At 55.8% G+C, this 26,652-nt stretch carries 29 protein-coding genes; 21 read left to right on the top strand and 8 right to left on the bottom strand.

From position 1 onward, the window contains the following. Positions 1-60: 60 nt before the first annotated feature. The 4 genes from pstA to AZE99_RS08380 form a co-directional block, all read right to left on the bottom strand. Positions 61-1,323 (bottom strand): phosphate ABC transporter permease PstA, encoded by a 1,263-nt coding sequence (gene pstA, locus AZE99_RS08395; RefSeq protein WP_067199793.1) that lies wholly within the window; start codon positions 1,321-1,323, stop codon positions 61-63. Then, positions 1,316-2,701 (bottom strand): phosphate ABC transporter permease subunit PstC, encoded by a 1,386-nt coding sequence (gene pstC / locus AZE99_RS08390; protein ID WP_067199791.1) that lies wholly within the window; start codon positions 2,699-2,701, stop codon positions 1,316-1,318. The genes pstA and pstC overlap by 8 nt, the downstream gene beginning before the upstream one ends. Before the next feature lie 60 nt (positions 2,702-2,761). Beyond that, the gene (locus AZE99_RS08385; protein ID WP_067199789.1) at positions 2,762-3,805 is read right to left on the bottom strand and encodes a substrate-binding domain-containing protein; all 1,044 of its coding nucleotides are present in this window, start codon (positions 3,803-3,805) and stop codon (positions 2,762-2,764) included. 183 nt (positions 3,806-3,988) lie between these two features. Beyond that, complete coding sequence (locus AZE99_RS08380) at positions 3,989-5,392, bottom strand: sensor histidine kinase (protein WP_067199786.1); 1,404 nt, start codon at positions 5,390-5,392, stop codon at positions 3,989-3,991. Positions 5,393-5,601: 209 nt separating this feature from the next. Here AZE99_RS08380 and AZE99_RS08375 point away from each other — a divergent pair, with 209 nt between their 5' ends. The 14 genes from AZE99_RS08375 (at position 5,602) to AZE99_RS08310 (ending at position 16,759) form a co-directional block, all read left to right on the top strand. Continuing rightward, positions 5,602-5,940: a hypothetical protein gene (locus AZE99_RS08375; protein WP_231862732.1), complete on the top strand. Its 339-nt coding sequence runs from the start codon at positions 5,602-5,604 to the stop codon at positions 5,938-5,940. A 72-nt stretch (positions 5,941-6,012) separates the two neighbouring features. Beyond that, the gene (locus AZE99_RS08370; RefSeq protein WP_067199783.1) at positions 6,013-6,297 is read left to right on the top strand and encodes an HPr-rel-A system PqqD family peptide chaperone; all 285 of its coding nucleotides are present in this window, start codon (positions 6,013-6,015) and stop codon (positions 6,295-6,297) included. Positions 6,298-6,305: 8 nt separating this feature from the next. Continuing rightward, positions 6,306-7,166: an HprK-related kinase A gene (locus AZE99_RS08365; protein ID WP_067203445.1), complete on the top strand. Its 861-nt coding sequence runs from the start codon at positions 6,306-6,308 to the stop codon at positions 7,164-7,166. Beyond that, entirely contained in the window at positions 7,166-8,197 is a 1,032-nt protein-coding gene (locus tag AZE99_RS08360; RefSeq protein WP_067203447.1) for a nucleotidyltransferase domain-containing protein, read from the top strand. The genes AZE99_RS08365 and AZE99_RS08360 overlap by 1 nt, the downstream gene beginning before the upstream one ends. 112 nt (positions 8,198-8,309) lie before the next feature. Further along, a complete protein-coding gene (glmU, locus tag AZE99_RS08355; RefSeq protein ID WP_067199781.1) occupies positions 8,310-9,668 on the top strand; it encodes a bifunctional UDP-N-acetylglucosamine diphosphorylase/glucosamine-1-phosphate N-acetyltransferase GlmU in 1,359 nt (452 codons plus the stop codon). Beyond that, entirely contained in the window at positions 9,665-10,312 is a 648-nt protein-coding gene (locus AZE99_RS08350) for a hypothetical protein (protein WP_067199778.1), read from the top strand. The genes glmU and AZE99_RS08350 overlap by 4 nt, the downstream gene beginning before the upstream one ends. Before the next feature lie 150 nt (positions 10,313-10,462). Then, positions 10,463-10,696, top strand: coding sequence for a ribbon-helix-helix protein, CopG family (locus AZE99_RS08345; protein WP_067199776.1), 234 nt, complete (start codon positions 10,463-10,465; stop codon positions 10,694-10,696). 6 nt (positions 10,697-10,702) lie between these two features. Further along, positions 10,703-11,068, top strand: coding sequence for a type II toxin-antitoxin system VapC family toxin (locus AZE99_RS08340; RefSeq protein ID WP_067199773.1), 366 nt, complete (start codon positions 10,703-10,705; stop codon positions 11,066-11,068). Positions 11,069-11,087: 19 nt separating this feature from the next. Continuing rightward, positions 11,088-12,911, top strand: a complete 1,824-nt coding sequence (gene glmS, locus AZE99_RS08335) for a glutamine--fructose-6-phosphate transaminase (isomerizing) (protein WP_067199771.1) — start codon at positions 11,088-11,090, stop codon at positions 12,909-12,911. Between the two features lie 2 nt (positions 12,912-12,913). Further along, positions 12,914-13,354: an OsmC family protein gene (locus AZE99_RS08330; RefSeq protein ID WP_067199766.1), complete on the top strand. Its 441-nt coding sequence runs from the start codon at positions 12,914-12,916 to the stop codon at positions 13,352-13,354. Between the two features lie 92 nt (positions 13,355-13,446). After that, entirely contained in the window at positions 13,447-14,616 is a 1,170-nt protein-coding gene (locus AZE99_RS08325) for a DUF2157 domain-containing protein (RefSeq protein ID WP_067199764.1), read from the top strand. Then, positions 14,613-15,164, top strand: a complete 552-nt coding sequence (locus AZE99_RS08320; protein ID WP_067199761.1) for a GDYXXLXY domain-containing protein — start codon at positions 14,613-14,615, stop codon at positions 15,162-15,164. Before AZE99_RS08325 ends, AZE99_RS08320 begins: the two co-directional genes overlap by 4 nt. A gap of 186 nt (positions 15,165-15,350) precedes the next feature. After that, on the top strand, positions 15,351-16,385 hold the full coding sequence (locus AZE99_RS08315; protein ID WP_067199758.1) for a sensor histidine kinase: 1,035 nt from the start codon (positions 15,351-15,353) through the stop codon (positions 16,383-16,385). Next, positions 16,382-16,759, top strand: coding sequence for a GFA family protein (locus tag AZE99_RS08310; RefSeq protein WP_067199756.1), 378 nt, complete (start codon positions 16,382-16,384; stop codon positions 16,757-16,759). The genes AZE99_RS08315 and AZE99_RS08310 overlap by 4 nt, the downstream gene beginning before the upstream one ends. Positions 16,760-16,839: 80 nt before the next feature. Here the strand turns inward: AZE99_RS08310 and katG are convergent, their stop codons facing one another. Then, the gene (gene katG / locus AZE99_RS08305; RefSeq protein ID WP_067199753.1) at positions 16,840-19,035 is read right to left on the bottom strand and encodes a catalase/peroxidase HPI; all 2,196 of its coding nucleotides are present in this window, start codon (positions 19,033-19,035) and stop codon (positions 16,840-16,842) included. Positions 19,036-19,307: 272 nt separating this feature from the next. On the opposite strand from katG, the gene AZE99_RS08300 reads away from it, so the two are divergent. The 6 genes from AZE99_RS08300 (at position 19,308) to queE (ending at position 24,268) form a co-directional block, all read left to right on the top strand. Further along, entirely contained in the window at positions 19,308-20,492 is a 1,185-nt protein-coding gene (locus tag AZE99_RS08300) for an aspartate aminotransferase family protein (protein WP_067199751.1), read from the top strand. Then, positions 20,489-21,415: an ornithine carbamoyltransferase gene (gene argF / locus AZE99_RS08295; protein ID WP_067199748.1), complete on the top strand. Its 927-nt coding sequence runs from the start codon at positions 20,489-20,491 to the stop codon at positions 21,413-21,415. The genes AZE99_RS08300 and argF overlap by 4 nt, the downstream gene beginning before the upstream one ends. Continuing rightward, positions 21,415-22,317 (top strand): Hsp33 family molecular chaperone HslO, encoded by a 903-nt coding sequence (gene hslO, locus AZE99_RS08290; protein WP_067199745.1) that lies wholly within the window; start codon positions 21,415-21,417, stop codon positions 22,315-22,317. The genes argF and hslO overlap by 1 nt, the downstream gene beginning before the upstream one ends. Positions 22,318-22,462: 145 nt before the next feature. Further along, positions 22,463-22,870, top strand: coding sequence for a DUF3617 domain-containing protein (locus tag AZE99_RS08285; protein WP_067199743.1), 408 nt, complete (start codon positions 22,463-22,465; stop codon positions 22,868-22,870). A gap of 70 nt (positions 22,871-22,940) precedes the next feature. Continuing rightward, positions 22,941-23,627: a 7-cyano-7-deazaguanine synthase QueC gene (gene queC, locus AZE99_RS08280; RefSeq protein WP_067199740.1), complete on the top strand. Its 687-nt coding sequence runs from the start codon at positions 22,941-22,943 to the stop codon at positions 23,625-23,627. After that, a complete protein-coding gene (gene queE / locus AZE99_RS08275; protein WP_067199737.1) occupies positions 23,624-24,268 on the top strand; it encodes a 7-carboxy-7-deazaguanine synthase in 645 nt (214 codons plus the stop codon). The genes queC and queE overlap by 4 nt, the downstream gene beginning before the upstream one ends. A gap of 2 nt (positions 24,269-24,270) precedes the next feature. On the opposite strand, the gene AZE99_RS08270 is transcribed toward queE, so the two are convergent. Continuing rightward, positions 24,271-24,543 carry a hypothetical protein gene (locus tag AZE99_RS08270; RefSeq protein WP_067199735.1) on the bottom strand — a complete coding sequence of 91 codons (273 nt, stop codon included), beginning with the start codon at positions 24,541-24,543 and terminating at the stop codon, positions 24,271-24,273. Next, on the bottom strand, positions 24,540-25,244 hold the full coding sequence (lipB, locus tag AZE99_RS08265; protein WP_067199732.1) for a lipoyl(octanoyl) transferase LipB: 705 nt from the start codon (positions 25,242-25,244) through the stop codon (positions 24,540-24,542). Before lipB ends, AZE99_RS08270 begins: the two co-directional genes overlap by 4 nt. A gap of 72 nt (positions 25,245-25,316) precedes the next feature. Here lipB and AZE99_RS08260 point away from each other — a divergent pair, with 72 nt between their 5' ends. Continuing rightward, positions 25,317-26,060: a hypothetical protein gene (locus tag AZE99_RS08260; protein WP_067199729.1), complete on the top strand. Its 744-nt coding sequence runs from the start codon at positions 25,317-25,319 to the stop codon at positions 26,058-26,060. A gap of 4 nt (positions 26,061-26,064) precedes the next feature. Here AZE99_RS08260 and AZE99_RS08255 read toward each other — a convergent pair whose 3' ends face one another. Next, entirely contained in the window at positions 26,065-26,643 is a 579-nt protein-coding gene (locus tag AZE99_RS08255) for a GNAT family N-acetyltransferase (RefSeq protein ID WP_067199726.1), read from the bottom strand. Positions 26,644-26,652 lie beyond the last annotated feature (9 nt).

Raw genomic sequence — 26,652 nt, 5'->3', positions numbered from 1 at the left:
CTGTCATATTTATGCTTTCAATCGATTCTTGCATTTTCTGGTCATCATTCATCATGATATCTACCAGCGGGTTTCAAAGCGGTTGCGGAGATAGATCGCCAGTGCGTTCATGGTCAGCAGGAACAGCAATAATATGATGATCGCCGCTGATGTTTTCTCGACAAAACCGCGATCGACTTCGTCGGACCACAGGAATATCTGAACCGGCAATACGGTAGCAGGATCGGTAATGCCGCTCGGAGGCGTGGCGATAAAGGCACGCATGCCGATCATCAGCAGAGGAGCCGTTTCGCCCAGCGCGCGCGCCATGCCGATGATGGTACCGGTCAATATCCCGGGTAGCGCCAGCGGCAGAACATGGTGGAACACGACCTGCAACGGACTGGCGCCAATTCCCAGCGCCGCTTCGCGGATCGAAGGTGGCACCGATTTTACCGCGTTGCGCCCGGTAATGACAATCACCGGCATGGTCATCAGCGCCAGCGTCAAACCGCCAACCAGCGCGCCGGATCGCGGCATGCCGAAAAAGTTCAGGAACACGGCGAGGCCCAGCAGACCAAAGATGATCGAAGGCACGGCGGCGAGATTGTTGATCGAAACCTCGATCAGGTCGGTCAGGCGGTTTTTGGGGGCATATTCCTCAAGATAAAGAGCCGCGAACACGCCGACCGGGAAAGCCAATAGCAAGGTCACGATCATGGTGATCAGCGAGCCCTTGAACGCACCCCAAATGCCGACTTGCATCGGATCGGTAGCATCCGAATTGCTCAGGAAATTCCAGTTGAAGCCAGTCGACAATTGATCGCCCAATTCGCGAACCTTCTGCTCGGCTTCGGCGTTGCCCTCGTCCTTATAGGCAACGTCTATATCTGAAATGACCGGCAGATATACGGTCGCTTTTCGCTCCACTATTTTCGGATCGTTCAGGATCATGGCGTTTACCGCTGTCCAGCCTCCGGGCGAAAACAGATTGGTACCATTCTGACCATATTGGATTTCGATGCTGCTATCGACAATCTCGCGCAATCCCATGACCTGCAAATTTGCATTGGCATTGGGGCCTTCGAACTGACTGGGTGAGGCACCGCCAGTGACTGCCGGAAAATCTATTTCGAGCGGCAATTCTGTCTGGGTGAAGCCGCGAAAGCCATTGCCGACCATCACCACCAGCAGAAAGGCCAGAAAACCGGCCGAGAGCATGATCGCTCCCATGCCCATGGCCTTGAACCGGCGCTCGGCTGCATAGCGCCGAGCGATGCGCTTCTGCATATCGGGTCCCTGCCAGTCGGTGGGGCGACGCTTCGTTTCGGTGAGACTATTCATAAGCTTCCCGGTATTTTTTGACCACGCGCAGGGCGATGAGATTGAGCAACAAAGTCACGATAAACAGGACAAGCCCGAGCGCAAAGGCAGCCAGCGTCTTGGGGCTGTCAAACTCCTGGTCGCCGGTAAGCAACTGGACGATCTGGGTGGTGACGGTAGTAACGCTGGAAAAGGGATTGGCCGTCATATTGGCCGCGAGACCCGCAGCCATAACGACAATCATTGTTTCGCCAATGGCGCGGCTGACTGCCAGCAGAACGCCGCCGACAACACCTGGCAGGGCAGCCGGGATCAGCACTTTCTTGATTGTCTCGCTATGGGTGGCGCCCATTGCCAGCGAACCGTCGCGCATGGCGCTGGGGACTGCAGCAATACTGTCATCGGCCATCGACGAAACAAACGGAATGATCATGATGCCCATCACCACACCGGCAGCCAGAGCGGATTCCGAAGAAGCGCCCGATATCCCGATCGAAACGGCAAAGTCGCGCAGCGCCGGCGCCACGGTCAAGGCAGCGAAATAGCCATAGACCACGGTCGGTACTCCGGCGAGTACCTCCAGGATCGGCTTCATCCAGGCCCTAAATTTCGCTGGCGCATATTGGGTCAGATAGATGGCGCTCAGCAAGCCGAGCGGGATCGCCACGATCATCGCGATAATCGCGCCGATGAAGACCGTGCCCCAGAAAAGCGGGATCGCGCCAAATCCGGTTTCGCCCCTTGGTCCGGCAACCGCCTTCGGGTTCCATTCGGTGCCGAACAGAAAGTCGATGGGTGAAACCATGGAGAAGAACCGCGCCGATTCAAACACCAGCGAGAGGAAAATGCCGACGGTGGTGACGATGGCGATCAGCGATGCGAGCAACAGAACAAACATTGTCACCCGCTCGATTTTTGTACGCGCTCTCAGATCCGGTTTGATCTGAAGCCAAGCATAGACGCCGCATGCAAAGACCATGAGCAGCGCTGCGATCGCCCCGATCATCTGGTAATAAGTGATCGCGTCGCGATAGGGCTCTACCATGGATTGGGATAGCGGGTTAAACGCATTGACCTGATTGCCATAAGCGATAGCGCGTGCTTCCGACAAAATGGCTGCGCGGGAAAATGCGTCTTGCGGCATGCCCGCGGCGGCAGGGCTGGTGAGCGCGGCATCGGTTATCAGGGCCGGGCTGACGAAGCTCCAGACCATCATGAAAATTGTCGCGGGTATAATCGCCCATAAAGCGACATACCAGCCATGATAGTTGGGCAGCGAGTGCAGGGCCGAGCGAGAGCTTTTGCCGGCGGTTTGCATTCCCGACGCCTTCAGGCGTCCGAAAAACCACGCAACAAGGCCCAGGCCGATGACGAGGAAAAGGAGCGTCGCACTTGTCACAATATCTGGTTCCGCCCTTGTATCAAAATCAACTTAAAAAAATGCACCGCTTAGCTGCGCTTATTTGAGGTCGCTAATCGCCAGCGGCGTCATATTGCGCACCACTTCGGTCATTTTTTGCCGCACATCATCAGGAGATGCAATCAATCCGGCCTTTACCAGATAGCCATCCCGCGCACCCGCATTGATGAATTCCATGAGATAATCCTGCAGCCCCGGTATCACCCCGACATGCTGCTTTTTCACATAGATATACAGCGGACGGGCGCCGGGATATTCACCGGAGGCAATGGCATCATAAGTCGGGTTGACGCCTGAAACCGAAATGCCGCGAACGCTGTCGAGATTTTCTTCGAGAAAACTATAGCCAAAAATGCCAACGCTATTCGGATTGGCCTTCAGCTTCTGGACGATGAGATTGTCATTTTCGCCGGCGTCAATATAGGCACCATCGGCCCTGACTTCATGGCAGACCGCTTCAAATTCCGCTTTATCGCTTTCCTTGAGCGCCTTGGTAGCCGGATCGGTAATGCAGCCGACTTCCATGATCAGTTCGGTGAGCGCGTCACGCGTACCGGAGGTCGATGGCGGGCCATATACGCTGATCGCAAATTTCGGCAGCGACGGATCAATATCCGACCATTTTTCTGCAGTATTTTCTTTGCCAAATGGACGTTCAGCAATGGCCTTGTAAATTTGCACCGGTGTCAGTGAAAAGGAAGCGCCGTTATTTGCCTGAGCGATAGCGATGCCGTCGATGCCGATTTGTACTTCAACTACATCGGTGACCCCGTTGCTCTGGCACAATTCCAGTTCGGAAGCCTTGATCCGGCGGGAAGCATTTTCAACATCCGGCGTGTCGGCTCCGACTCCCGCACAGAAAAGATTTATGCCGCCGCCGGTTCCTGTCGATTCCAATATCGGCGAAGGATTCGCACCATTGATACTGAATTGTTCGGCGACCGCCTTGGCAAAGGGAAATACGGTAGAAGACCCGACGATCCGGATTTCACTCCGGGTTCCGCCCTGGCCGCCGGAAGCCTGATCCTGACAAGCAGAAAGGGCAAGAGTGGAGACCGCCAGCAAGGCGAGTTTTCTTAACATGCAAAAATCCCTAATTCGTCGCTTTTCCACCGATGGCCAAACGCCGCCATGAACCAGAAAGCTCGACTTGTTGGGGTGGCTTCTAGGGAGGCGCAATGTCCTGATCATTACAGATATGTTACAGATATGTTACAGCAGGCCGTTACATGCCTATCTGTAGATCTATTCGGCGGGGCCACCATTTCACGAGGCGCCTCCCTGACTATTGTCCTGGCCGAGAGAAGCGCTAGCGATCGGCAGCAATACTGACACGGTCGTACCTTTGCCAACTTCACTGGTAATTTCCATCCGTCCGCCATGCCGTTCGGTAATATGCTTGACGATGGCAAGTCCAAGGCCGGTACCACCAATGGACTTGCTGCGGCCTTTGTCGACGCGGTAAAAACGTTCCGAAAGCCTGGGGATATGTTCCGGGGCAATGCCATCCCCCTGATCGCTGATCGAAAGATATAACATCGTTCCGGCTTTGTTGGGCGCGACATTGATCGTAACCGGTGCTCCCTTTTTTCCATATTTAAACGCGTTGCTCAGCAGATTATTTATGACCTGGGACAATTGGGCCCGATCACCATGAATCAGCGGTATGTCGGCGGGAAGATTTGCCGGTATCTCGCTTTCCTTTTTGCCGCGGCTGTTAATGTAAAAATCGCGAGCTTCTTCAACCAGTTCCCTCAGATCAATCTGATCGGATGGAAGCTCGAATTTTTCCGCCTCGATTCGCGAAAGTGACATCAGATCTTCGATCAGCCGCTGCATGCGGTCGGCTTCGTCGTACATGATTTTCAGGAATCGGGCCCGTGTCGCATCATCCTTACCGGCCTTTGGGTCCTCGAGCGTTTCGAGGAACCCCTTTATCGCGGCTAGCGGTGTACGCAGTTCATGGCTGGCATTGGCTACGAAATCCGTGCGCATCCGCTCGGCCGCATAGCGGCTGCTCCGATCCGATAGCTGAACCAGCTTCAAACCGTCTTGCAGCGTGTTTATTCGCAACTCCCATCTCTGTTCGGTGCTGCCGACGCCCACGAGCAGAATCGGTTCTCCTGTATGCTGGGCGTCTGGGTTGGCTAGCCGATCCGCCGCTGCCGGATGACGAATTGCTATGCGCACGTCCTCTCCGACGATATGATCTCCCAGAACTTTGGCTGCTGCTGGATTGGCCGCTGCGACTTTTGCATTGCGGACCAGCAATATCGGATCCGTAATCGGGTTGATGATATCCTGATAGGCTTCGGAGCGCCCTTGATATAATATCCGCTTGCGCTGCCGTTCGAGCGTCGCCGAGTCCGGCAATGGCGGGGCAGGGCGGTCCTGCAGAACCGTGAACAGTGCAATGGCACCGGTTGCGATAACCACGATCAACTGTTGCCCGGATTGCGGCAACAGGCTCGCCAAAATCGCGCCGCCCACGATGAACGTGAGGGCAATAAGCAAACGAAATGGAGAAACCGAGGTCATCTCGCCGATTCTGACATTTTCATTTTTCCTGTTTACGCTTGGCAGCGCTAGGACCGCAACGGGAATATTGCCGCGAAATATTTCGATGCGAGTGACTCGGGAATCGGCTGTGCCGATATAATATATAGGCAATATTAACGATTTCCATGTCTATGTCCCGAATATAGACGCGATTTGCGGCGAGAGACAGTTTGCTCGCTTTTTTCCCGATTTCTGCTTATGTGCGGTTATCTGAAGCTCGAGAAACCATGGATAGAAATTCGATGAAAGACGGCCTTCCATCTGAAACGTCAGCGGAAACTGACCAGAATAACGGAATTGTAATCCGCCGGCGCGCCTTGATGATGGGTGCGATAACCGCTTCCGCCGTGGTCAGTATCAAGCCGGCATTGGCCCAGACTGCCGGTTCGGTTCTCAATTGCGAAATCCCGGTTCCCGGCAACCATGCCGCAGGCGGCTATATCGCAGCGGACGGCCGGGTGGTTACTGCCGACACTCCGGGAGCCTTTCCGGCAGCAGGACGCAATTTTACCGGTGAAGAAGTGCTGCAGGCGATGAACGGTCGCACGTTGCCGGGCACCTCCTATGACCAGTCGCAGGCTTATGTGAATTATATTCGCAGACTGCAATCCGGACAGAGCGGATTCACTTGCTATGCCTCGCTGCAAATGCCTCGCTGACATATCCGTCCAATTTTAACATTTGCCTGCTATCAGATCGCTATGTCGCAGCAGATTCGCAGGTAATCCATCATGATCCAGAAATATCGGGCTGCGCCGAAAGATGATCTCATCTGGCATGACCTGGACAGCATGACGCTGATATTTCATCGACCGTCCGGGATCACCCATATGCTGGCCGATCCTGTGCCGGCCATAATCGAGGTGATGGAAGATGCTCCGCTTAGCGCCGCTGAAATTGCATCACGATTGACTGCATCCTTCGACGTCGAAGCGGGTGCTGATTCAGAAAATATTGTTCTCGCCCGCATGGAAGAACTTTTAGCACTGGGCCTGGTTTCGCGAGTGTCTGGCTGATGCAGGACATGCACCGGATCTCGCTCAAAATTGGACCCGCCGCGTTCCGGATTGCCTCGGCCTGGCGACAGCCGCTGGAACAATTAAAAGGCCTTTATCAGGACTATCCGGTACCGACTGGTGATAGCGTGGATTTTACCGTCCTTCTTGAGCCCGAGAAACCCTGGCGCCGCTATATTCGTCCGTCGGTGCATATTGGCGGTGACTTCTGGCTCCCCGATGCCGCGCCCCTGCCGCTCAGCCAGGGATTACTCGCCGCAGAAATGGGCATGAACCTGCAAATGGCGCTGGGCTGGCGGCGGCATTTGCTGCTCCATGCCAGCAGCGTTGAAAAGGACGGCAAGGCGCTGGTCATGACCGGTCTGTCGGGCTCGGGAAAGTCGACATTATCCGCGATGCTGGCCGAGAGAGGCTGGCGTTTCATGGGCGATGAATTTGCCTTGTTGGGCCTCGATTCTGGCGAGATCACGGCGTTTCCACGTCTGATCAGCTTGAAAAATCAGTCGATTGAGGCGATGCAGAAAGTGGCGCCGGCGAACCGTTTCGGCCCGGAGATGAAGGCCACGCCGAAGGGCGATATCCGCCATCTTGTTCCGCCGGCGAATGCAATCGCCAAGATGGACGAACCTGCCAAACCGGCGCTGCTGCTCTTTCCCCGCTTTGGTCATGCACCCGAATTGCGCGACATGGGGAAATCGGAAATATTCGTTCGACTGACCCAGGCTTCGACCAATTATGTCGCGCTTGGCGAGGCCGGCTTTCGCGCCCTGACCCGGTTCGTCGATCAGGTTCCGACCAAGGCAATGGATTATCAATCGGCCGAGCAGGCAGAAGAATTGATCGACGGCCTGTGGAGCCGGTTGCCATGATGCGGGACGCGCGCCCGTTGGTGAATGCTCTGCGGGAACCGGCCAGCGTCGAGGCGCTGAACGGCAGGCAGTGGACCGACTTGATCAGCATAGCACGGGCGGAATCGCTGATTGGTTCGCTCGCTCACCGGCTCAAACCAGTGACCGTGCCCGATAGCGTTCGCGCGGTTCTGCAGGATGCCATCGAGGCGCATGATCTGGCGCGGCAACAGGCCTTGTGGGAAGCCGACTGTGCCCGACGGGCGCTCGCCGACTATCCCGGCAAGATCGTCCTGATGAAAGGCACTGCCTATGTCGCGGGGAATAGGGCAGCCGGCGTAGGCCGCAGCATCGGCGATCTTGATATCATGGTCGACCGGAAAGACTTGCCTGTCGTTGAAGCCTCTTTGCTCGATGCGGGTTGGGAATGGGTCAAGCCGGACCCCTATGACGACCAATATTACCGCGATCATATGCACGAACTGCCGCCGCTGATTCACCGCGAGCGTGACCGGATGATCGATGTTCACCATACAATTTTGCCGCTGACCGCAGGTCCGACGCCAGATGCGGCTGCAATTCTTGAAAGCGCGGTTCGGTTGGACGACGGTCTGTATGTCATGGCTCCTGCCGACATGGTGCTGCATTCCATCGCCCATCTGTTCGCAGACGGCGATCTGGCCGGCGGCTTGCGGAACCTGTGGGACATCAATCATCTGCTGCGCGAATTTTGTGGAGCGGATCAGCAATTCTGGAACGAACTGGGTGCCCGTGCAAAAGTCCACGGACTGGGCGACGAACTGGCAAGGGCATTGCGCCTTGCTGCCTCGCTCTATGGCACGCCGGTTGATCAAGGTCTGGCTGACCGGTCTGCTTCGGCAGATTCTTTCTACATCCGCCGACTGCTCGCGCGCGACGGATTTGGCCGCGAAACGCGCAAGTTCACCCGCTTCGCTTTCTACGTCCGCTCGCACTGGCTGCGGATGCCGCCGATGATGCTGGCACGGCATTTGTGGACCAAGTGGCGCAAGGGCGGGAAGCCGTCGAACTGAACCCGCCATCGGGCAAATAAACAGGCTGGCTTAAGCCCGCTTTGCATGGCATTAGCCGCTGCAATTGGCCGAGAAATGGCCTCTATTGACCAACTTTGTTCGGAGAATATCGATGTCAGATCGCCCGCTAGCCGCAATCATCCTGGCCGCCGGACAAGGCACGAGAATGAAATCGGAAAAGCACAAGGTGCTGCACCCGATTGCCGGCAAGCCGATGCTTCACCATCTGCTGGATACCGTCGACTCCATCGGCGTCGAGCGCACTGTTATTGTCGTCGGCGCGCGCCGCGAGCAGATTGAAGAGAGCGTCAAAGGACGCAATGTCGCGATCGCCGTGCAGGAAGACCAGCTTGGCACTGGCCATGCCGTGGCGCAGGCGCACGACGCGCTCAAAGGTTTCGCCGGCGATGTGCTGATACTCTATGGTGACGTCCCGATGGTCAGCGCTGATACCATGCGCGACATGATCTATCGTCTGAACAACGGTACCGACCCGCGGGCTGTCGTGCTGGGTTTCCGTCCCGATGACGCGGGTGCCTATGGCCGCATCATCGCCGATGATCAGGGCGAAATCGAGAAAATGGTTGAATATAAGGATGCCACTGATCAGGAACGCCATGTAAACCTGTGCAACAGCGGGCTGATGGCGGCGCGCTCAACCGATTTGTTCATTCTCCTCGACCAGATCAGCAACGATAATGCTGCGGGTGAATATTATCTGCCAGACATCGTTATGCTCTCCGGTCAGAAAAGCGCCGTGATCGAAGTCGATGATCCGGCCGAGGTCGCTGGCGTGAACAGCCGCGCCGAACTCGCCGCCGTCGAAGGTGAATGGCAGTCTCGCCGCCGCGAACAGGCCATGGCTGATGGTGTCAGCCTGATTGCGCCCGACACGGTCTGGTTCTCGCATGATACAGAGGTTGCTGCCGATGTCGTAATCGAACCCAATGTGATTTTCGGTCCCGGTGTTTCCATCGCATCGGGCGCGAAAATATACGGCCACAGCCATATCGAAGGCGCGACCATTGGTCCGAATTGCAATGTCGGCCCTTTTGCGCGGTTGCGTCCCGGTTCGGTGATGGAAGAAGGATCCAAAGTCGGCAATTTTGTCGAAATGAAGAAAACCACGCTCGGCAAAGGCGCCAAGGCCAATCATCTGACCTATCTCGGCGACGCCGAGGTGGGCGAGGGCGCCAATATCGGCGCGGGCACGATTACCTGCAATTATGACGGCTATTTCAAATATAAGACAGTGATCGGCAAAGGTGCGTTTATCGGCTCGAACAGCGCACTGGTGGCGCCAGTGACAGTGGGTGACGGCGTGATCGTCGGGGCAGGGGCGACGCTTACCAAGGATGTTGCTGCAGGTGATTTGGCACTGGTTCGTGCGCAGCAGACCGTGAAAGCGGGCTGGGCGAACCGGTTCAATGAAGTGAGTGCGAGGAAAAAAGCCAAGGATTCGAAATCGTGAGCCGGACCACAGTCCTAAGATTTTCCTCCGTCATTCCGATCATTTTCAGTATTGCTGCTTGTAGTGCAGAGGTGCCCGCAGAGCAGGCAGAAGCGCCAGTCGAACCTACCGAAAATCCGGGTGTTGAAGCAACTCCTTTAACCGAAGACGACTCTGGCCAGGCTGCTGCCGAACAGACCAAGGCAACAGGTTGGTGTAGCACCAAGGAGCCGGTCATATTTTCCTGTCAGTTGAAAAGCCGAAAGGTTGTATCAGTCTGCGGCACAGAAAATGGCGCAGGCATCAAGGCAGCGCAATATCGTTTTGGCACCCACGGAAAATCACCCGAACTGGTCTGGCCGGCAGCCGCGGGCAAGGACAGGCTGAGCTTTTCTTCCGTGCCCTATTCGGGTGGCGGCGAGGCCCAGCTTAGCTTCTCGCGCGGTGATGTGACCTATGTTGTCTACAGCCGCATGGTGAGAACCAACTTCAAGGCAGGCGAGCCTAATAATCCCGAAATGACTGACGGCGTCATGGTGCTGAAAGGGAAGCAGACGGTCAGCGACCTTGTTTGTGCGGATCCCGATGTCGTTCCGGTCAATTATGATCTGGCCTCGGCATATGCTGATAAGTCGGATGACGCCTTTATCATCCCGGGAGAGTAGACAATTGCCAACACGAGTATTCGCTGACTAACCTGCGATACATGGGTTGAAAGTGGCAAAAATCGGACTGAGCTCCGAATCACAGAAACGTCAGACAAATTTACAGTATCGGATTGACATGATATCACGATATGATATCAACATATCATCATGACCCGTATCCTGGCAGACCTTCCCGAAGATGATGTGAAATGGCTCGACGCGCAAGCAGCAGAGCAGGGAAAATCGCGGGCGCAGTTGCTGCGGGAGGCAGTAGCCGGTTTTCGCGCCGAAGCAAGCAAGGACTGGATTTCCAAAGGTCGCGGATATTGGAAGGATCGCGATGATATTGGTGACAGCGTCGCATATCAGCGTGCAATCCGCGCCGACCGCGAATCCACATAACAATATATGTCCACACCCTTCTTCGACACCAATATCATCATTGACTGGCTTCAGGACCGGCCCGGTGCGGCGGCCGAGTTGCAGCGCTATGCAAAGCATAGAATTAGCCGCATTGTCTGGACGGAAGTGATGGCAGGAGAACCATTGGAGACCCGGCGCAACGTGCAGGATCTGCTGTCTCCGTTCGAAATCGTCGAACTGGATGCACGAATAGGTGATGCAGCGGCGGATATCCGCTATCGGACAGGGATGAAGCTCCTTGATGCGATGATACTTGCTACTGCGCAGATCAATGGTGCTATCTTGATTACGCGGAACACAAAGAATTTCCCGGCCAATATGCCGGGCATCCGGATACCTTATAGCCTCTAGAAGAAAGCCCGAAAAAACCATGTGCGGAATTATTGGAATTGTTGGCAAAGAACCTGTCTCGGACCGTCTCGTCGATGGTTTGAAGCGGATGGAATATCGCGGCTATGACAGCGCCGGTGTTTGTACTGTGCATGATGGCCAGCTGATCCGTCGCCGGGCAGAGGGCAAGCTCGCCAATCTTGTCTCTGTTCTAAAGACTGACGATGCCGCAGGAAATGTCGGGATTGCGCACACACGCTGGGCTACGCACGGTGCGCCGACCACCAACAATGCCCACCCTCATGCGACGGATGAATTGGCGCTGGTTCACAATGGCATTATCGAGAATTTCAAAAGCTTGCGTGAAGAGTTGAGCGCGCGCGGGCGGTCCTTCGAGAGCGAAACCGACACAGAAGTGGTCGCGCATCTGGTCAGCGAACAGGTCGAGGCCGGGAAATCACCACAAGAAGCCGTCAAAGCGGTCTTGCCGCAGCTGCGCGGCGCCTTTGCGCTGGCCATTGCCTTTCGCTCCCAGCCTGATCTGTTAATCGGTGCCCGGCTCGGCTCACCACTGGTGGTCGGCTATGGAGATGGCGAAACCTATCTCGGTTCTGATGCCCTGGCGCTGGCACCCTTGACACAGAAAATTGCCTATCTCGAAGAAGGCGACTGGGTGGTCATCAGCCGCGATGGTGCGGAAATATATGACATGGACAATGTTCCGGTAGAGCGCGAAATCACCACGTCCGGCGTTTCCGCTGCGGCGATTGAAAAAGGCAATTACCGCCATTTCATGCAGAAGGAAATTTTCGAGCAACCGACCGTGGTCGCGCAAACTCTGCAAAGCTATATCCGCTCGCTCGAACAGCAAGTGGCGCTGCCGCAAATGGATTTTGATTTGCGCGATATCAAGCGCGTGACCATCGTCGCCTGCGGAACCAGCTATTATGCCGGAATGGTCGCGAAATATTGGTTTGAAACCTTTGCCCGTATGCCGGTTGATTTGGATTTTGCTTCTGAATTTCGCTATCGGGATCCGGTGCTCGAACCGGGCGGTCTGGCATTGTTCATTTCCCAGTCTGGGGAGACGGCGGATACGCTGGCCGCGCTGCGTCATTCAAAAGAAAATGGCCAGAAGATCGCGGTGGTTGTCAATGTTCCGACCAGCAGCATGGCCCGGGAAGCCGATCTTCTGCTGCCAACGCACGCCGGCCCTGAAATAGGGGTTGCCTCGACCAAGGCCTTCTCTTGCCAGCTCGCCGTGCTGGCCGCGCTTGCGGCACATCTTGCTGTGGTGAAGGGAAAAATGACCCGCGATGAGGAACGGGAAGTCGTCAAGCATCTGACAGAAGCGCCAGCTGCGCTCAATGCCGCTTTGGCCCATGATGACGATATTTCCAATATGGCGCATCTCATCGCGCCCGCCCGTGACGTGCTCTATCTGGGCCGCGGCCCCGAATATCCGCTCGCCCTGGAAGGCGCGCTCAAGCTCAAGGAAATCAGCTATATCCACGCCGAAGGCTATGCCTCGGGCGAGATGAAACATGGGCCGATCGCCCTGATCGACGAAGCTGTCCCGGTCATCGTACTCGCGCCATCTGGCCCGTTGTTCGAAAAAACCGTATCCAATATGCAGGAAGTCATGGCACGCGGCGGGAAAGTTGTGCTGATTTCTGACGCCGAAGGAATTGCCGAAGCGGGAGAAGGGTGCATGGCGGTGATCGAAATGCCGAAAGTGCATCCACTGATCGCACCGCTGGTTTACGCAGTGCCGGTCCAGCTGCTCGCCTATCATGTCGCTGTCGCGAAGGGGACGGATGTCGATCAGCCCCGCAATCTCGCCAAATCGGTAACGGTGGAATAGTCATGGCAACAAATCCCTCTATCGTCTCGGTAGAGACGGCACGCGGCAAGTTCCAGCAGACGGTGCGGGTCGGAAAGCATGTCTTCCTGGCTGATGAGCCTGAAACCTTCGGTGGGACAGATAGCGGCCCATCGCCTTATGACCTGCTGCTCGCTGCGCTGGGAAGCTGCACTTCAATGACCATGAAAATGTACGCGGACCGCAAGTCCATTCCGCTCGACGGCGTGCATATCGAACTGGAACATAGCCGCGAACATGTCGAAGATTGCAAAAGCTGCAATAATGATGACAACCGTATTGATGTGATCGATCGCGCAATCACCCTGCACGGCGACCTGACCGATGAACAGCGTCAGAGACTCTTGGAAATCGCGCTAAAATGCCCGGTCCACCGGACGCTGGAAAACAGAATTGACATTCACACTGTAGAGGTCCGGGATTAATCCGGCAGCAGCACGGGCATCTGCTCCTGAGCGCTGGATTGGCCTCATTTGCCGGTGTCGTATAATTTTTTTGTTGCAGCGGGGATCAATGTTTGTCTGACAGGAAAATCGATATCTGGCTGAATGCTGGTCTGATTGACTCGGAAACAGCTCTGCGCATCCGGAATTATGAAGCAGATAGATCAAGGCCTTTGGGACTCTGGTCTCTGATCGGACTGGGCACTCTGGCTATTGGGCTGGGTATTGTCTCTCTGGTTGCCGCAAATTGGGACGAAATTCCCGGGATGGTTCGTCTCGCGGTTCATGGATTGCTGATCGCAGGAACTGGCGCAGGAATATACCTCCTCCAGCCACGCAATGGCTTTCTGGGTCTTTATCTGAAGGACGTCCTGCTGTTCATCCTGGCCGTTCTCGGTGCAACATTTTTCGGCCACCTCGGCCAAGTCTACCAGACAAGCTCGCCGTTATGGCAGCCAATGACCGCCTGGCTGCTTCTGTTTTCACCTCTCTTGCTGTTGTCGGGTCGAGGCTGGTTGATCTCCCTGCTCTGGGTAGTGGCCCTTCTGGGCACGGGCATCGCGCATTGGGGATGGTATATGCAGCAAACCGGGAACCCATCCCCGATCTACATCGCGACAATCACCAGCTTGCCAGTTTTTGCGCTGCTCACGGGTGTTTTTGCGAAGCGCTTTGGCTCGCGAGGGCCTTTCTGGATGCAAGTCGGGCAATTTGCTCTGGCGTCCTTTGTCGGCGGTGTGTCTCTCAAGCTGATCGCAGATGGCTTGTCCGCAGGTGGTTTGTTTGGTTATGAAGGCAATGCAGAAAAAATCGCCATCATTCACTTGGTGCTATGGAGTGCCGCAGCGTTATTGGCCTTTCGCCTGCATCGAACCGCCACCGGTATCAGCATAGCTACAATTCTGATCGCCGCTGCGCTTACCAGCCTTATCGGCAGCATTGCACAATCGACCGAACCCTTGGGTAACGCAATATTATTCATGGCTTTCTGGACCGCCATTGGCTGGAGCGCGATCTATTCGGGATGGCGAAATCTGTTCCAAGTCGTTGTTACGATCATTGCGCTGCGCCTTATCTTTTTGAGTTTCGAACTGGCCTCTGATCTTTTGAGCAGCGGGCTGGGCCTGATATTGGCAGGCATATTGACCATTGGCATTTCCGTCGCGGCATATCGCTTTTCCAAGGCATTTGCTCCCGACACGGCCCAGCCCTTAGGACAAAAGGGTGAAGGGGACGCTCAATGAACCGATATCATCGCTTCTTTCTTCCGTTCGCGCTGCTTTTGCCATTGGTCGGTCTCGGCCTGATCTGGCTACTGACGGATAGAGAATCGCATCAGGGAACCGAATGGGCTGTGCCGATTACCGGCTATGATCCGCGGGATTTGTTGCGCGGACATTATGTGCAATTTCGTTATGATTGGCCTGCCCTTGAGGAAGGTGACATCCCGACCTGGTCCGGTTCACGAAAAACCCTGTGCATCAAGGGATCTCCGCCAACGGTTGAAAGCGTTGTATTGCAAGATAAGATCAGGCCGGAGCAATCGTCGGGCTTTATGTGTGATTCAATGGCTGAAGTGAACCCGTGGAGCGAAGAAGGGGATGATGGCCTGGTTCGCGATCGTATTTACATTCCCCAGAAATCCGCCCGCGATTATCAGGAAAAGCTCGCTAACCCGGGATTGCAGGGCATCGTAATGATCCGCGTTAACAATAGTGGATTCATCACTCCGCTGTCCCTTTCTTTTGAGCCGCGGACCGAAGGAAATGCGGATCGGTCCGATTCCGAGTGAAGGCCGAAATCGGCGGCATCCGCGTTCAAGCGCACGCCGAAACGCGCCACAACTTCCCGATTGCCAAAGCTTGATCTGTGCGAGGACAGTCTTTCTGCGTCAGAATTAAATGATAATGTCGATCTATGTTATATTCAGCCGTTTCAAACCGATGTAAATGGGCCTCTCCTTAAGAAGGCAATGCAAATGTTTGGCAGTTTTAATACCAATTCGCTGGCACGTATCAACCGGCTAGATTTGATCGATCTCATGCCGCGCTTTTTTCCGTCGGCCGTACAGATCCTCGTGGCAATTACATTTACCGCTATTGCCATAGCCGCGCGAGAAGCGATCAACAATTGGGCGGTTGGTGCGGCGCCTTTTGCCGTTAATGTTCCGTTTATATTGCTCGCGACGCTTTTTGGAAGGTTTCGCGCCGGATTTTTAACATTGGTTCTGACAACAATTTATTCCTGGTATTATGTATTGCCCGTCACGGGCAGTTTTATGTTTGATGACTCCGGAGACCGAGCCCGAACTTTCGTGAATGCAGCAATTGGCTTGATCATAGTTTGCCTGGGAGATGCGGCTCGAACGGCTGGCCGTTGGCTGCTGCTTGAAAAAGAGCAGCATATTGCAGAACGGGATATGCTGCTTGCCGAAGTCGACCATCGCGTGAAAAATAATCTGGCGATCCTCTCGAGTCTGCTCGCATTGCAGCAGCAAAAAAGCGAAAATAGTGAAGTGAAATCAGCGCTTGGGAGAGCGGCAGGCCGTGTCCACAGCCTTTCGAAAGCCTATGAAAGCTTGCGATATGACAATCTCGACAATATCGCGATCGTCGATATGCAGGACTTTTTGAACAGACTTTGTGGTTCGCTGCGAGAGGCTCTGACGCTTGACGGCCGAATCAAGCTGATCGTTGCCGCCGAACCGTGTCAGCTCTCGCGCGATCGTGCCGGCGCAGTCGGGCTGTTGGTCAACGAACTGGTCACAAACGCGGTAAAACATGCCTTTGTTGATCGCGACAAGGGAACCATCAGAGTGGAGTTGCGGGCCGTATCTGACGGTGCGGTGCTGGAGGTCAGGGATGATGGCGTCGGTCTGCCCGATATCATTCGGGACGGAGCGCAGGGGACGCAGTTTCTCAACGCCTTTGCTCAAATGGCAAAGGGGGAACTGGATTCCGAAACGAGCGAGCAGGGAACGCGGCACATTTGCAGATTGGCAGAAACTCCATGACCGCGCCAACCATTCATGGCGGCTGTCATTGCGGCGCCGTCCGCTTTGAAGCGCAGGTCGAAGCCGCACCGGTATTGCTCGACTGCAATTGCTCGATCTGCGCGCGCACCGGCTTTCTGCATCTGATTGTGCCGCATCAGGAGTTTATGTTGCTGAAAGGCGAGGGCGAACTCACCAGCTACCGATTTGGCAGTGGGCAGGCGGATCATCTGTTCTGCAGCCATTGCGGTGTCAAAAGCTTTTACCAGCCAAGATCCCATCCGGATTGCTGGAGCGTGAATTACAACTGCCTCGACGCCGGCCACGATCTGAAACCGAGCATCACAAATTTTGATGGTCAGAATTGGGAGGCGGCGAAAGCCGGGTTGGACTAGATTTCTCGCCGGAGCGGTATAACCAAGAACGGCCCGCTGATTTTTTTCAACGGGCCGTTCCTGCGGGTATTCAGATGTTGTTAGTCGAGATCAAAGCGACCGGCATTCATTACCTTTGTCCATGCAGCCACAAAGTCCTCGACAAATTTCCGTTCATGGCCATCTTCGGCATAAACTTCGGCGACTGAGCGCAACTGAGAATTTGATCCGAATACCAGATCGGTCCGCGTCGCGCGCCATTTCTCGTCGCCCTTGAGGCGGCACTTGCCGATGAACAGCTCATCGGCGGATTCGTCCACGACTTCCCAGACCGTGCCCATTTCGAGCAGGTTGACGAAAAAGTCGTTCGTCAGCTGGCCGGGACGATCGGTGAACTTGCCTTCGGTCGGCGCGCTCGAATGGTTGGCACCGAGCACGCGCAATCCACCCACCAGCACCGTCATCTCGGGAATCGATAGATCGAGCAGGTTCGCCCGGTCGATCAGGATTTCCTCGGTCTTCACGCTCGCCTTGGTCTTGAGATAATTGCGGAATCCGTCTGCAAAAGGCTCAAGCGGCTCGAAGCTTTCGGCATCGGTCTGCTCGTCCGTCGCATCACCGCGCCCCGTCGTGACTGGAACGCTGACATCAAAGCCGGCATCCTGAGCCGCTTTCTCGACAGCAGCGCTACCCGCAATGACGATAGCGTCGGCCATCGACAGCGAACCGCGGAGCTCCTCGAGTTTCGCTAGCACTTTGGCAAGCTCTTCTGGGTCATTGGCTTTCCAGTCCTTTTGCGGGGCGAGCCGGACGCGCGCGCCATTGGCACCGCCGCGGTGGTCGCTCTTGCGATAGGTGGAAGCCGAGGCCCAGGCCGCCTTGACCAGTTCCGAAACCGACAGGCCGCTTTCGAGAACCTTTGCCTTGAACGCGGAGACATCGCTTTCGGAAGCCTGCGTTCCAGCTGGAACCGGGTCCTGCCAGATCAGATCTTCTGCGGGCACTTCCGGGCCGTGATAGCGGACCTTGGGTCCCATGTCGCGGTGGGTCAGCTTGAACCATGCGCGGGCGAAAGCATCATCCAGTGCCGCCTGATCATCGCGGAAGCGTTCGGAAATCTTGCGATAGTCCGGATCCCGCTTCAGCGCCATGTCGGCGGTGGTCATCATCGTCGGGACCTTTTTGGAAGGGTCCCGGGCATCGGGGGCCATATCCTCGGGATCCGGGTTGATCGGTTGCCATTGCTTGGCACCGGCCGGGCTCTCGACCAGTTCGTAATCATATTTGAACAACAGCCGGAAATAATCGCCGCCCCATTGCGTCGGGTTCGGCGTCCACGCGCCTTCCAGTCCCGAAGTGGTTATATGACCCTCGCCGATCTGTTCCGGGTCGGTGGCCCAGCCAAATCCCATAAGTTGCAAGTCGCCAGATTCCGGGTCGCCGCTCAGCTGGTCGGGTGGCACTGCGCCATGGCATTTGCCGAAAGCATGGCCGCCAGCGGTCAGGGCGACGGTTTCTTCGTCGTTCATTGCCATGCGGGCAAAGGTTTCCTTCATGTCCCGGGCCATGCCCTCGGCGTCGTGCGGATTGCCGCCCGGACCTTCGGGGTTGACGTAGATCAGGCCCATCTGGATTGCTGCCAGCGGGTTTTCCATCGCCTTGCCTTCATCGGGATTGATTCGTGTTGCTACGCCTTCGTTCACCCATTGCTCTTCGGAGCCCCAGTAAACATCTTTCTCGGGTTCATAGACGTCCTTGCGGCCGCCGCCAAAGCCGAACACCGGTCCGCCCATGGATTCGATCGCGACATTGCCGGTCAGGACGAACAGATCGGCCCAGCTGATATGCTCGCCATATTTCTTCTTGATCGGCCACAGCAGGCGGCGCGCCTTGTCGAGATTGCCGTTGTCGGGCCAGCTGTTGAGCGGAGCGAAGCGCTGTTGCCCGCTGGAAGCGCCACCGCGCCCGTCGCCGGTGCGGTAGGTGCCGGCTGCGTGCCATGCCATGCGGATGAAGAATGGCCCATAATGCCCGTAATCTGCCGGCCACCAGGGCTGGCTGTCGGTCATCAGTGCTTTCAGATCGTCTTTCAGCGCCTGGTAATCCAGCGCCTTGAATGCCTTGATATAGTCGAAATCGGGGCCCATCGGATCGGGGGAGGTGCCGCCCTGTGTAAGGATTTCAAGCTGCAGGGAATCTGGCCACCAGTCGCGGTTTGTCCGTCCGAGGAGGCTGCGCACGCCGCCTTCGAAACCCATCGGGCAACCTTCGGGGGAGCCGGTTGTTTTCATATCCATTTGAACATCTCCTTTGTTGGTGCTGCGTCTCTGTCAACAGTCACCGATACCATCGTCTACTATATGGCGACGGTCCCGCTAAACGAATTATCCCGGTCTCAGTGATCAGAATAGTCAATCAGGCCGATCGATTGCAGCATGTCGGCCACTGCATAGTACCACGATTGACCGGCTTCATGAAGCGGCATATAAGGGCATACTAATTCGAGAGGCGGCCAATCGGGTCGCCTTTTCTTTTTCTATATGCGTCCAGTTGTTGGAAGGAAAATAAGATGACGATTACTCCGCTCATGCCCGTATATCCCCGGTGCGGTTTTCGTCCTGTCCGAGGCGAGGGCGCCTGGCTGATTTCCGAAGACGGTTCCCGGGCGCTGGACTTTGCCAGCGGCATCGCGGTCAATCTGCTTGGCCACGGCCATCCGCATCTGACCAAGGCAATCCAGGATCAGGCGGCAACCCTGATGCATGTTTCGAATCTCTATGGCAGCCCGCAGGGCGAGAAATTCGCGCAGCGTCTGGTCGATACAACCTTTGCCGATACCGTGTTCTTCACCAATAGCGGCGCTGAAGCGGTGGAATGCGCGATCAAGACCGCGCGTGCCTATCATCAATCAGCGGGCAGCGACCGGTTCGAGATCATCACCTTCAAGAACGCCTTCCACGGCCGGACGATGGCGACCATCTCGGCGTCCAATCAGGAGAAAATGCACCACGGCTTTTCGCCCTTGCTCGCCGGCTTCAAATATGTCGAGTTTGACGACCTGGCAGCGGCCGAAGCGGCGATCACTGATAAAACCGCAGCATTTCTGGTCGAACCGATACAAGGCGAGGGCGGTGTCCGTCCGGCTTCGGATGCATTTATGAAGGGGCTGCGCGATCTTGCCGACAAGCACGGCATCTTGCTGGCGCTCGACGAAGTGCAATGCGGTGTCGCGCGCACCGGTGCTCTCTATGCATATGAGCTATACGGCATAAAGCCGGACATCGTCGCGACCGCGAAGGGCCTTGGCGGAGGTTTTCCCCTGGGGGCCTGTCTGGCAACCGAAGAAGCGGCCCGCGGCATGGTGGTTGGAACCCATGGTTCGACCTATGGCGGTAATCCTCTGGCGATGGCAGCAGGCAATGCGGTCTGGGACGTGGTCGCCAATGACGAATTTCTCGAAAATGTCCGGACCACTGGCGACAAGCTGCGCGCGGCAATCGAACAGTTCATTGGTAATTACCCCGATCTGTTCATTGGCGTCCGGGGCAAGGGCCTGATGCTCGGCATCATGATGACGCAGGAAGCGCGCAGCTTCGTCGCTCATCTGCGTGACAATCACGGCCTGCTGACGGTGGCCGCCGGAGACAATACTCTACGGATATTGCCGCCCCTCAACATCGATGACAGTCATATCGCTACATTCATCGAGAAACTGTCCGCCGGCGCAGCCGATTATCAGGCGACTGAATCATGAGCCGGCATTTTCTCAACCTCGCCGACGCGGGCGGAGATGCTATTGCAGCGATGATCAATGACGCGATCGATCGCAAGGCGGCACGGGCTGGCTGGCTCAAGGGCAAGCCGGACGGCGACAAGCCTTTGGCTGATCATGTGCTGGCAATGATCTTTGAAAAGAGCAGTACCCGGACCCGGGTGTCTTTCGATATCGGCATCCGCCAGCTAGGCGGTACCAGTGTCGTCATGGACAGCGGTTCGATGCAGCTCGGGCGCGGCGAAACAGTGGCGGACACCGCCAGGGTCCTTTCCCGCATGTGCGACGCAATCATGATCCGTACCGACGATCATGCTAAAATCGAACAAATGGCAGCCAATGCCAGCGTGCCGGTGATCAACGGTCTGACCGATCTCTCACATCCCTGCCAGATCGTTGCCGATCTGCTGACCCTCGTCGAACATGGCAAGTCATTGCCGGGCCTCGAAATCGCATGGCTCGGCGATGGCAATAATGTGCTCAACAGCATCGTCGAAGCCGCTGGCCTGATGAAGTTCAACGTCCGGATTGGTTGTCCCGAAGGCTATGATTCCGACCCGGAGTTCATCAAGAACGCCCGGGCTGCGGGCGCCAATATCTCGATCCACAGGAATGAGAATGAAGCCGTTGCAGGCGCAGATGTAGTCGTGACAGATACATGGGTGTCGATGGGCCAGGAGCATGCGGAGGAAAAACTTGCTGCCATGATGCCCTATCAGGTCAATGAGGTTCTGATGGAGCAAGCCAAGTCCGATGCATTGTTCCTGCACTGTCTGCCTGCCCATCGCGGCGAGGAAGTCATGCCCTCGGTGATCGATGGTCCGCAGTCAGTCATCTGGGACGAAGCGGAAAACCGGATTCACGCGCAGAAATCCGTTCTCCGCTGGTGTTTCGGCCAGATTTGATGATAGAGATCTCCCCGACCGACAGCATATTGTCCTTTGCCATTCCCGCGAAAAATTGCCGCGGGCGGGTGGTCCGTCTTGGTCCCGTGCTGGATGATATTCTGGCAGCGCATGCCTATCCACCAATGATCCGGGACATATTGGCGGAAGCGGTCTGTCTGACAGCGATGCTGGGCGCGTTGCTTAAGGATGAAGAATCGCAACTGACATTGCAGGCGCAAACCGAGGCTGGCGTGATCAGCCTCCTGGCTTGCGACTATAAAAATGGCGCTCTGCGCGGCTATGTCCAATTTGATCGGGAACGGCTCGCCGCCCAGCCGCTGGAACCCAGTTTGATGGCGCTATTTGGCAAAGGCTATCTCGCGATCACCTTTGACCAGCCGGCCCCCCGTGGCCGCAATCAGGGCATCGTGCCGCTGGAAGGCGCCAGCCTGGCAGAGGCTGTGCAGAATTATTTCTTCCAGTCCGAGCAGATTCCGACGCTCATCCGGGTGGCGATTGAGGAGACGGATGGTCGCATTTCCGCCGGTGGTCTCCTTGTCCAGCATCTGCCAGAAGGGGAAGCTGGTCGTGAACGGCTCCATGCGCAACTTGATCATCCAGAATGGGAGCATGTCGAGATCATGGGCAGTAGCGTTCGGTCTGAGGAATTGACCGATATCACATTGCCGCTGGAGGATATTTTGTGGCGGCTGTTCAGCGAGAGCGACGAGGTGAGGCTATTGAGCGGTAAACCGTGCGTTAAGGGATGCCGTTGTAATGAAGACCATATCAGGGACGTGATCGCACGCTTCCCGAGAGAAGATAAGGACGATATGGTAGACGAACAGGGTAATATTGCGATTGATTGCGCCTTTTGCAGCAAGACATTCACGATTACCGGCACCAGCCTGAACAACTGAATCCCCGCCTGAATATGGCAATCAGGCGAGAACGTCTAAAAATTCCTATCGATCGACATAATTAGGGACGATATTGGCCGTATTTCCATAATAATCCGGCGCGCGTCTAAGGTATTCACGCAACCAACATGACAGGAGATTATCAATGAAAGGCTTGAAACTGATCAAAATTATCAGCGCAACAGCCGCCGTCCTGTCGGGGTTTGCGATGGCTGCCCCGGCTCAGACGCCTGGATTGGCTTTGCTCGACGGCCTTGTGCCGGGCGAATGGACGCTGAAAGAGCGGGGATCTCGCGACCCCGGCCAGAAACTATGCCTGGGAAATCCGGAATTGCTGCTGCAAATTCAGCATGGCAATGCGAATTGCACCCGTTACGTGATCGAAAATGGCCCGAAGAAGCTTCGTGTCAGCTATAAATGCGGAAACGCCGGTCAGGGCGTTACCGAAATCAAGCAGGAATCCAGCAGCTTGGTGCAGATATTTTCCCAAGGGTTCCGCAATAACGCACCCTTTTCCATCAATCTCGAGGGTCGCCGCACCGGCAATTGCTAGATCCTGACCGCGCGCGCAATTTGCGTACAAAACTTGCACCGCGCGGCCAAGGTCATTAGCGGGGCGCATCATGACTTCCGAATCAAAAACAGCGATCATATTATTGTCCGGTGGACTGGACTCAATGGTGTCCGCGGCGATTGCCGCCGAGCAGGGTTATCGCCTGATCGCGCTCACCGTCGACTATAATCAGCGGCACAAGATCGAATTGCAGTCCGCCCAGAAAATTGCAGCCGAGCTTGAGGTTGTCGAACATATTGTCCTGCCACTCGATCTGAGCCGCTTTGGCGGGTCTGCGCTGACTGCTGATATTGATGTGCCGAAATCCGGGGTTACCGATGATATCCCGGTCACCTATGTTCCCGCCCGCAATCTGATCTTTCTTTCTTTGACACTCGGTCTGGCCGAAGCAAGAAACGCCAGGGATATTTTCATTGGCGTCAACGCGCTGGACTATTCGGGTTACCCGGATTGCCGCCCTGAATTTATCGAAGGGTTTGAAAGACTGGCTGATCTGGCCACCAAGGCGGGAGACCAGGGCAGCGGCTTTCACATCCGGACACCGCTGCAGCATATGACCAAGGCTGATATCGCCAGAGAAGCCGTGCGGCTTGGACTCGACCCCGCCTGGAGCTGGTCCTGTTACGATCCGGCCGACAGCAATCTGCCCTGCGGTCTTTGCGATAGCTGCCGCTTGCGGCAAAAGGGCTTTGATGAAGCCGGCATCATCGACCCGACGCGATACGCAGCAATATGAGCTACGCCGTCAAAGAGATGTTTCTGACTTTGCAAGGTGAAGGGGTGCATGCCGGACGCCGAGCGGTTTTTATCCGTTTCGCCGGCTGCAATCTCTGGTCCGGGCTGGAACGAGACCGCGCTACGGCAATTTGCCAATTTTGCGACACGGACTTTATCGGAATGGATGGTGAACGCGGCGGGCGTTTCAAGACGCCCGATGATCTCGCCAAGGCTGCTTCGGAGACATGGGGGGAAGGCCGGGAATCGCGCTTCGTGGTTCTGACTGGTGGAGAACCAATGTTGCAAGTGGATCAGGCGCTGATCGACGCGCTGCACGCCGAAGGCTTTTTCATTGCCATTGAATCGAACGGGACACTGGCAGTACCGCGGACGATCGACTGGATCTGCATCAGTCCGAAAGCGCAAAGCGAAACGGTCCAGCGATCCGGCGACGAACTGAAACTGGTCTGGCCGCAAGCTGACAGCGATTGGCAGGATATGGAAAGCTGGAGCTTCGCCAACCTGCTGCTACAACCGAAAGACGCGATTGCGGATCCGGCCGCCAGCCAGAACCATCTCGAACAGGCTATTGCATTTGTGCAAGCCCATCCGAAATGGCGGCTGTCCTTGCAAACTCACAAGATTCTCGGCCTGGCCTGATATTATTCTGCCGCTTTGTCAGTTGAATCGGCTTCTTCGCCGGACACTGATTCTTCTTTTTTGTCCGATGAATCCGTGGTTTCTTCGCCAGTGGCATCGACCTCCTTGATTGTATCGACATCGACCATGTCGTCGCTGATCGTGCCGTCGATCACATCAACATCATCCATGCGGGTTTCGGTCACTTCACCGGAGTCCGATGCGTCGTTGCCGGAACAGGCCGAAATGGTTAGTGCGACCGCTGCAGCAGCGATAATTCTGGTAAATTTCATCATGATCTTGTCCTCTCATCGTCGATGGGTAATCGGGGCTTCATAGCCTGCAATTGGTCCTGATCAATCGCCTTCAGGAAGCTACCGGCCGTTTTTTGCAATGCTTTGTCGAACTGCTCCAGCGTTACCGCGACACCCAGTTGAGCCAGGCTGGTCACAGGATACTCGCTGATCCCGCAGGGAATGATCCCGCCGAAATGGCTGAGATCAGGATCAACATTGACCGAAAATCCGTGCATCGTCACCCATTTGCGGATGCGAATACCGATCGCGCCGATCTTGGCTTCCTGACCGTCAGGTGTATCGCACCAGATGCCGACACGTCCTTCCACAGCCCGCGCCGCAACGCCAAATTCTGCCAGCGCCGCGATTACCCAATCCTCCATGGCGTGGACAAAAGCGCGCACATCTGCGCTGCGTGTCTTCAGGTTCAAAACCACATAGCCGACCCGCTGGCCCGGACCATGATAAGTATGACGGCCGCCGCGGCCGGTATCAAAGACAGGGAAAGCCTGGCTGAGCAGCTCCGTCGGATCGGAACTGGTGCCGGCTGTATAGAGTGGCGGATGCTCGAGCAGCCAGATCAGCTCCTTCGCATCCCCCGCGTGAACCGCAGCGTTGCGCTGCTCCATTTCTGCAAGCGCGTCTGGATATTCGACCTTTTCGGACGAAACGCGCCACTCGATATCATTAAGGCTGTTCATAGAAATTTCGTGCACTTTTGCTGGCCGGGTGGCAAGAGCGGACAATAGAGTAATGGATCCGGGACAGAAAATATGAAGCTCAACTATATGCAATGCTGGAATGGTGCGATGGCCCTGCTCGGCACGCATAAAGAGGCAATACTCGCAATTGCAGGTGTCTTTCTCTTTTTGCCAACCATATTATTCGCTCAATATGTCGTCCCGCCGGTTTTTAACGGCGATGAGGATATGAGTGGAATTATCGCTATATATTCGGCCTATTTTAACGAAAACGCCTTTTCGATACTGGCTTCCAATCTCGTGATCAGCTTCGGTGGCCTGGCGATCTATTTCTCTCTTGCCCCTTCGCGCAGCAACACCGTCGCAGAAAATTTGATCGCTGCGCTCAAATTGTTCGTGTTTTATCTGATTGCCAATTTGCTGACTGCGCTAGTGACATTGCCGGGATTCTTTCTGTTTATCATTCCCGGCCTTTATCTTACCAGTCGACTGGTTCTGGTGCCGGTAGTGCTCGCCGATCAAGGGGAACGCAATCCTGTCGAATTGCTTAAAAGAAGCTGGGCATTGACCAAAGGCAACGGTTTTTCGATCTTGCTCTTCATCCTGATTATCGCGGTAGTCGGTACGATCACCATTGGCGTTCTTGGAGCGGTCGTCGGCGTCGTTGCTGGCCTGGCTACCGGTGGCACAGGCTGGCCATTTGTTGAAAATCTGATTGCTTCGCTAACCGGGACCGCTTTTCAACTCATCCTCACGGCCGTGATTGTATCAATCTACATCGAGTTGAGCGGCAAGAAAACCGACATCGTTTTCTAGGCTTTCAGCGGATAATCGGCACATGCGGAGCGGCTGACATCGGCAAATGGCCTGTCAGACGCGGATCCTCGATCATGTCGATTTGTTGTTTGAAAATTCGGAAGCCGCATTGCTGATAAAAGGGCAGGGCGCGCGGCGAATCCTGCGTACACGTATGTAGCCAGACCCGCTCAATCCCGTCGCGCCACGCCAGATTCAGCGCCTGATTCATCATCCAGCGGCCATGGCCCTTGCCATTCATGGAGGGTACCAGCCCGAAAAAGGCAATTTCGCACTGGCCGGGCACCCGAAAATCCAGTTCGATGAAGCCGACAGGCTGGTTGCCATCGCGAACGATCGAGATTTCCACCGCCGGATCATCAAGAATCGCCTCCAGTTCATCTGGAGCCGTCAACAGCCGCGATATCCACATCCAGGGTTCACCAACTTTTCGGAACAGCGCGCAATATTCCTCGACCGCCGGATTCGGCCAGCTTTCCAGTAAAAGGCTGGAATTGACTGGGGGCAGGGCCGGCTTCTCGTTCATCTCCAGATGAGTGATGATCGTCGCGACCCGGCCGGTGGGGACGTCTTGCGGTGCCATCGTCAGATA

Origin of the sequence: Sphingorhabdus sp. M41 (assembly GCF_001586275.1) — a bacterium.
Lineage (GTDB): Bacteria > Pseudomonadota > Alphaproteobacteria > Sphingomonadales > Sphingomonadaceae > Parasphingorhabdus.
Note: the sequence above shows the minus strand (reverse complement) of the source record. Positions and strands in the feature narration are given on the sequence as shown.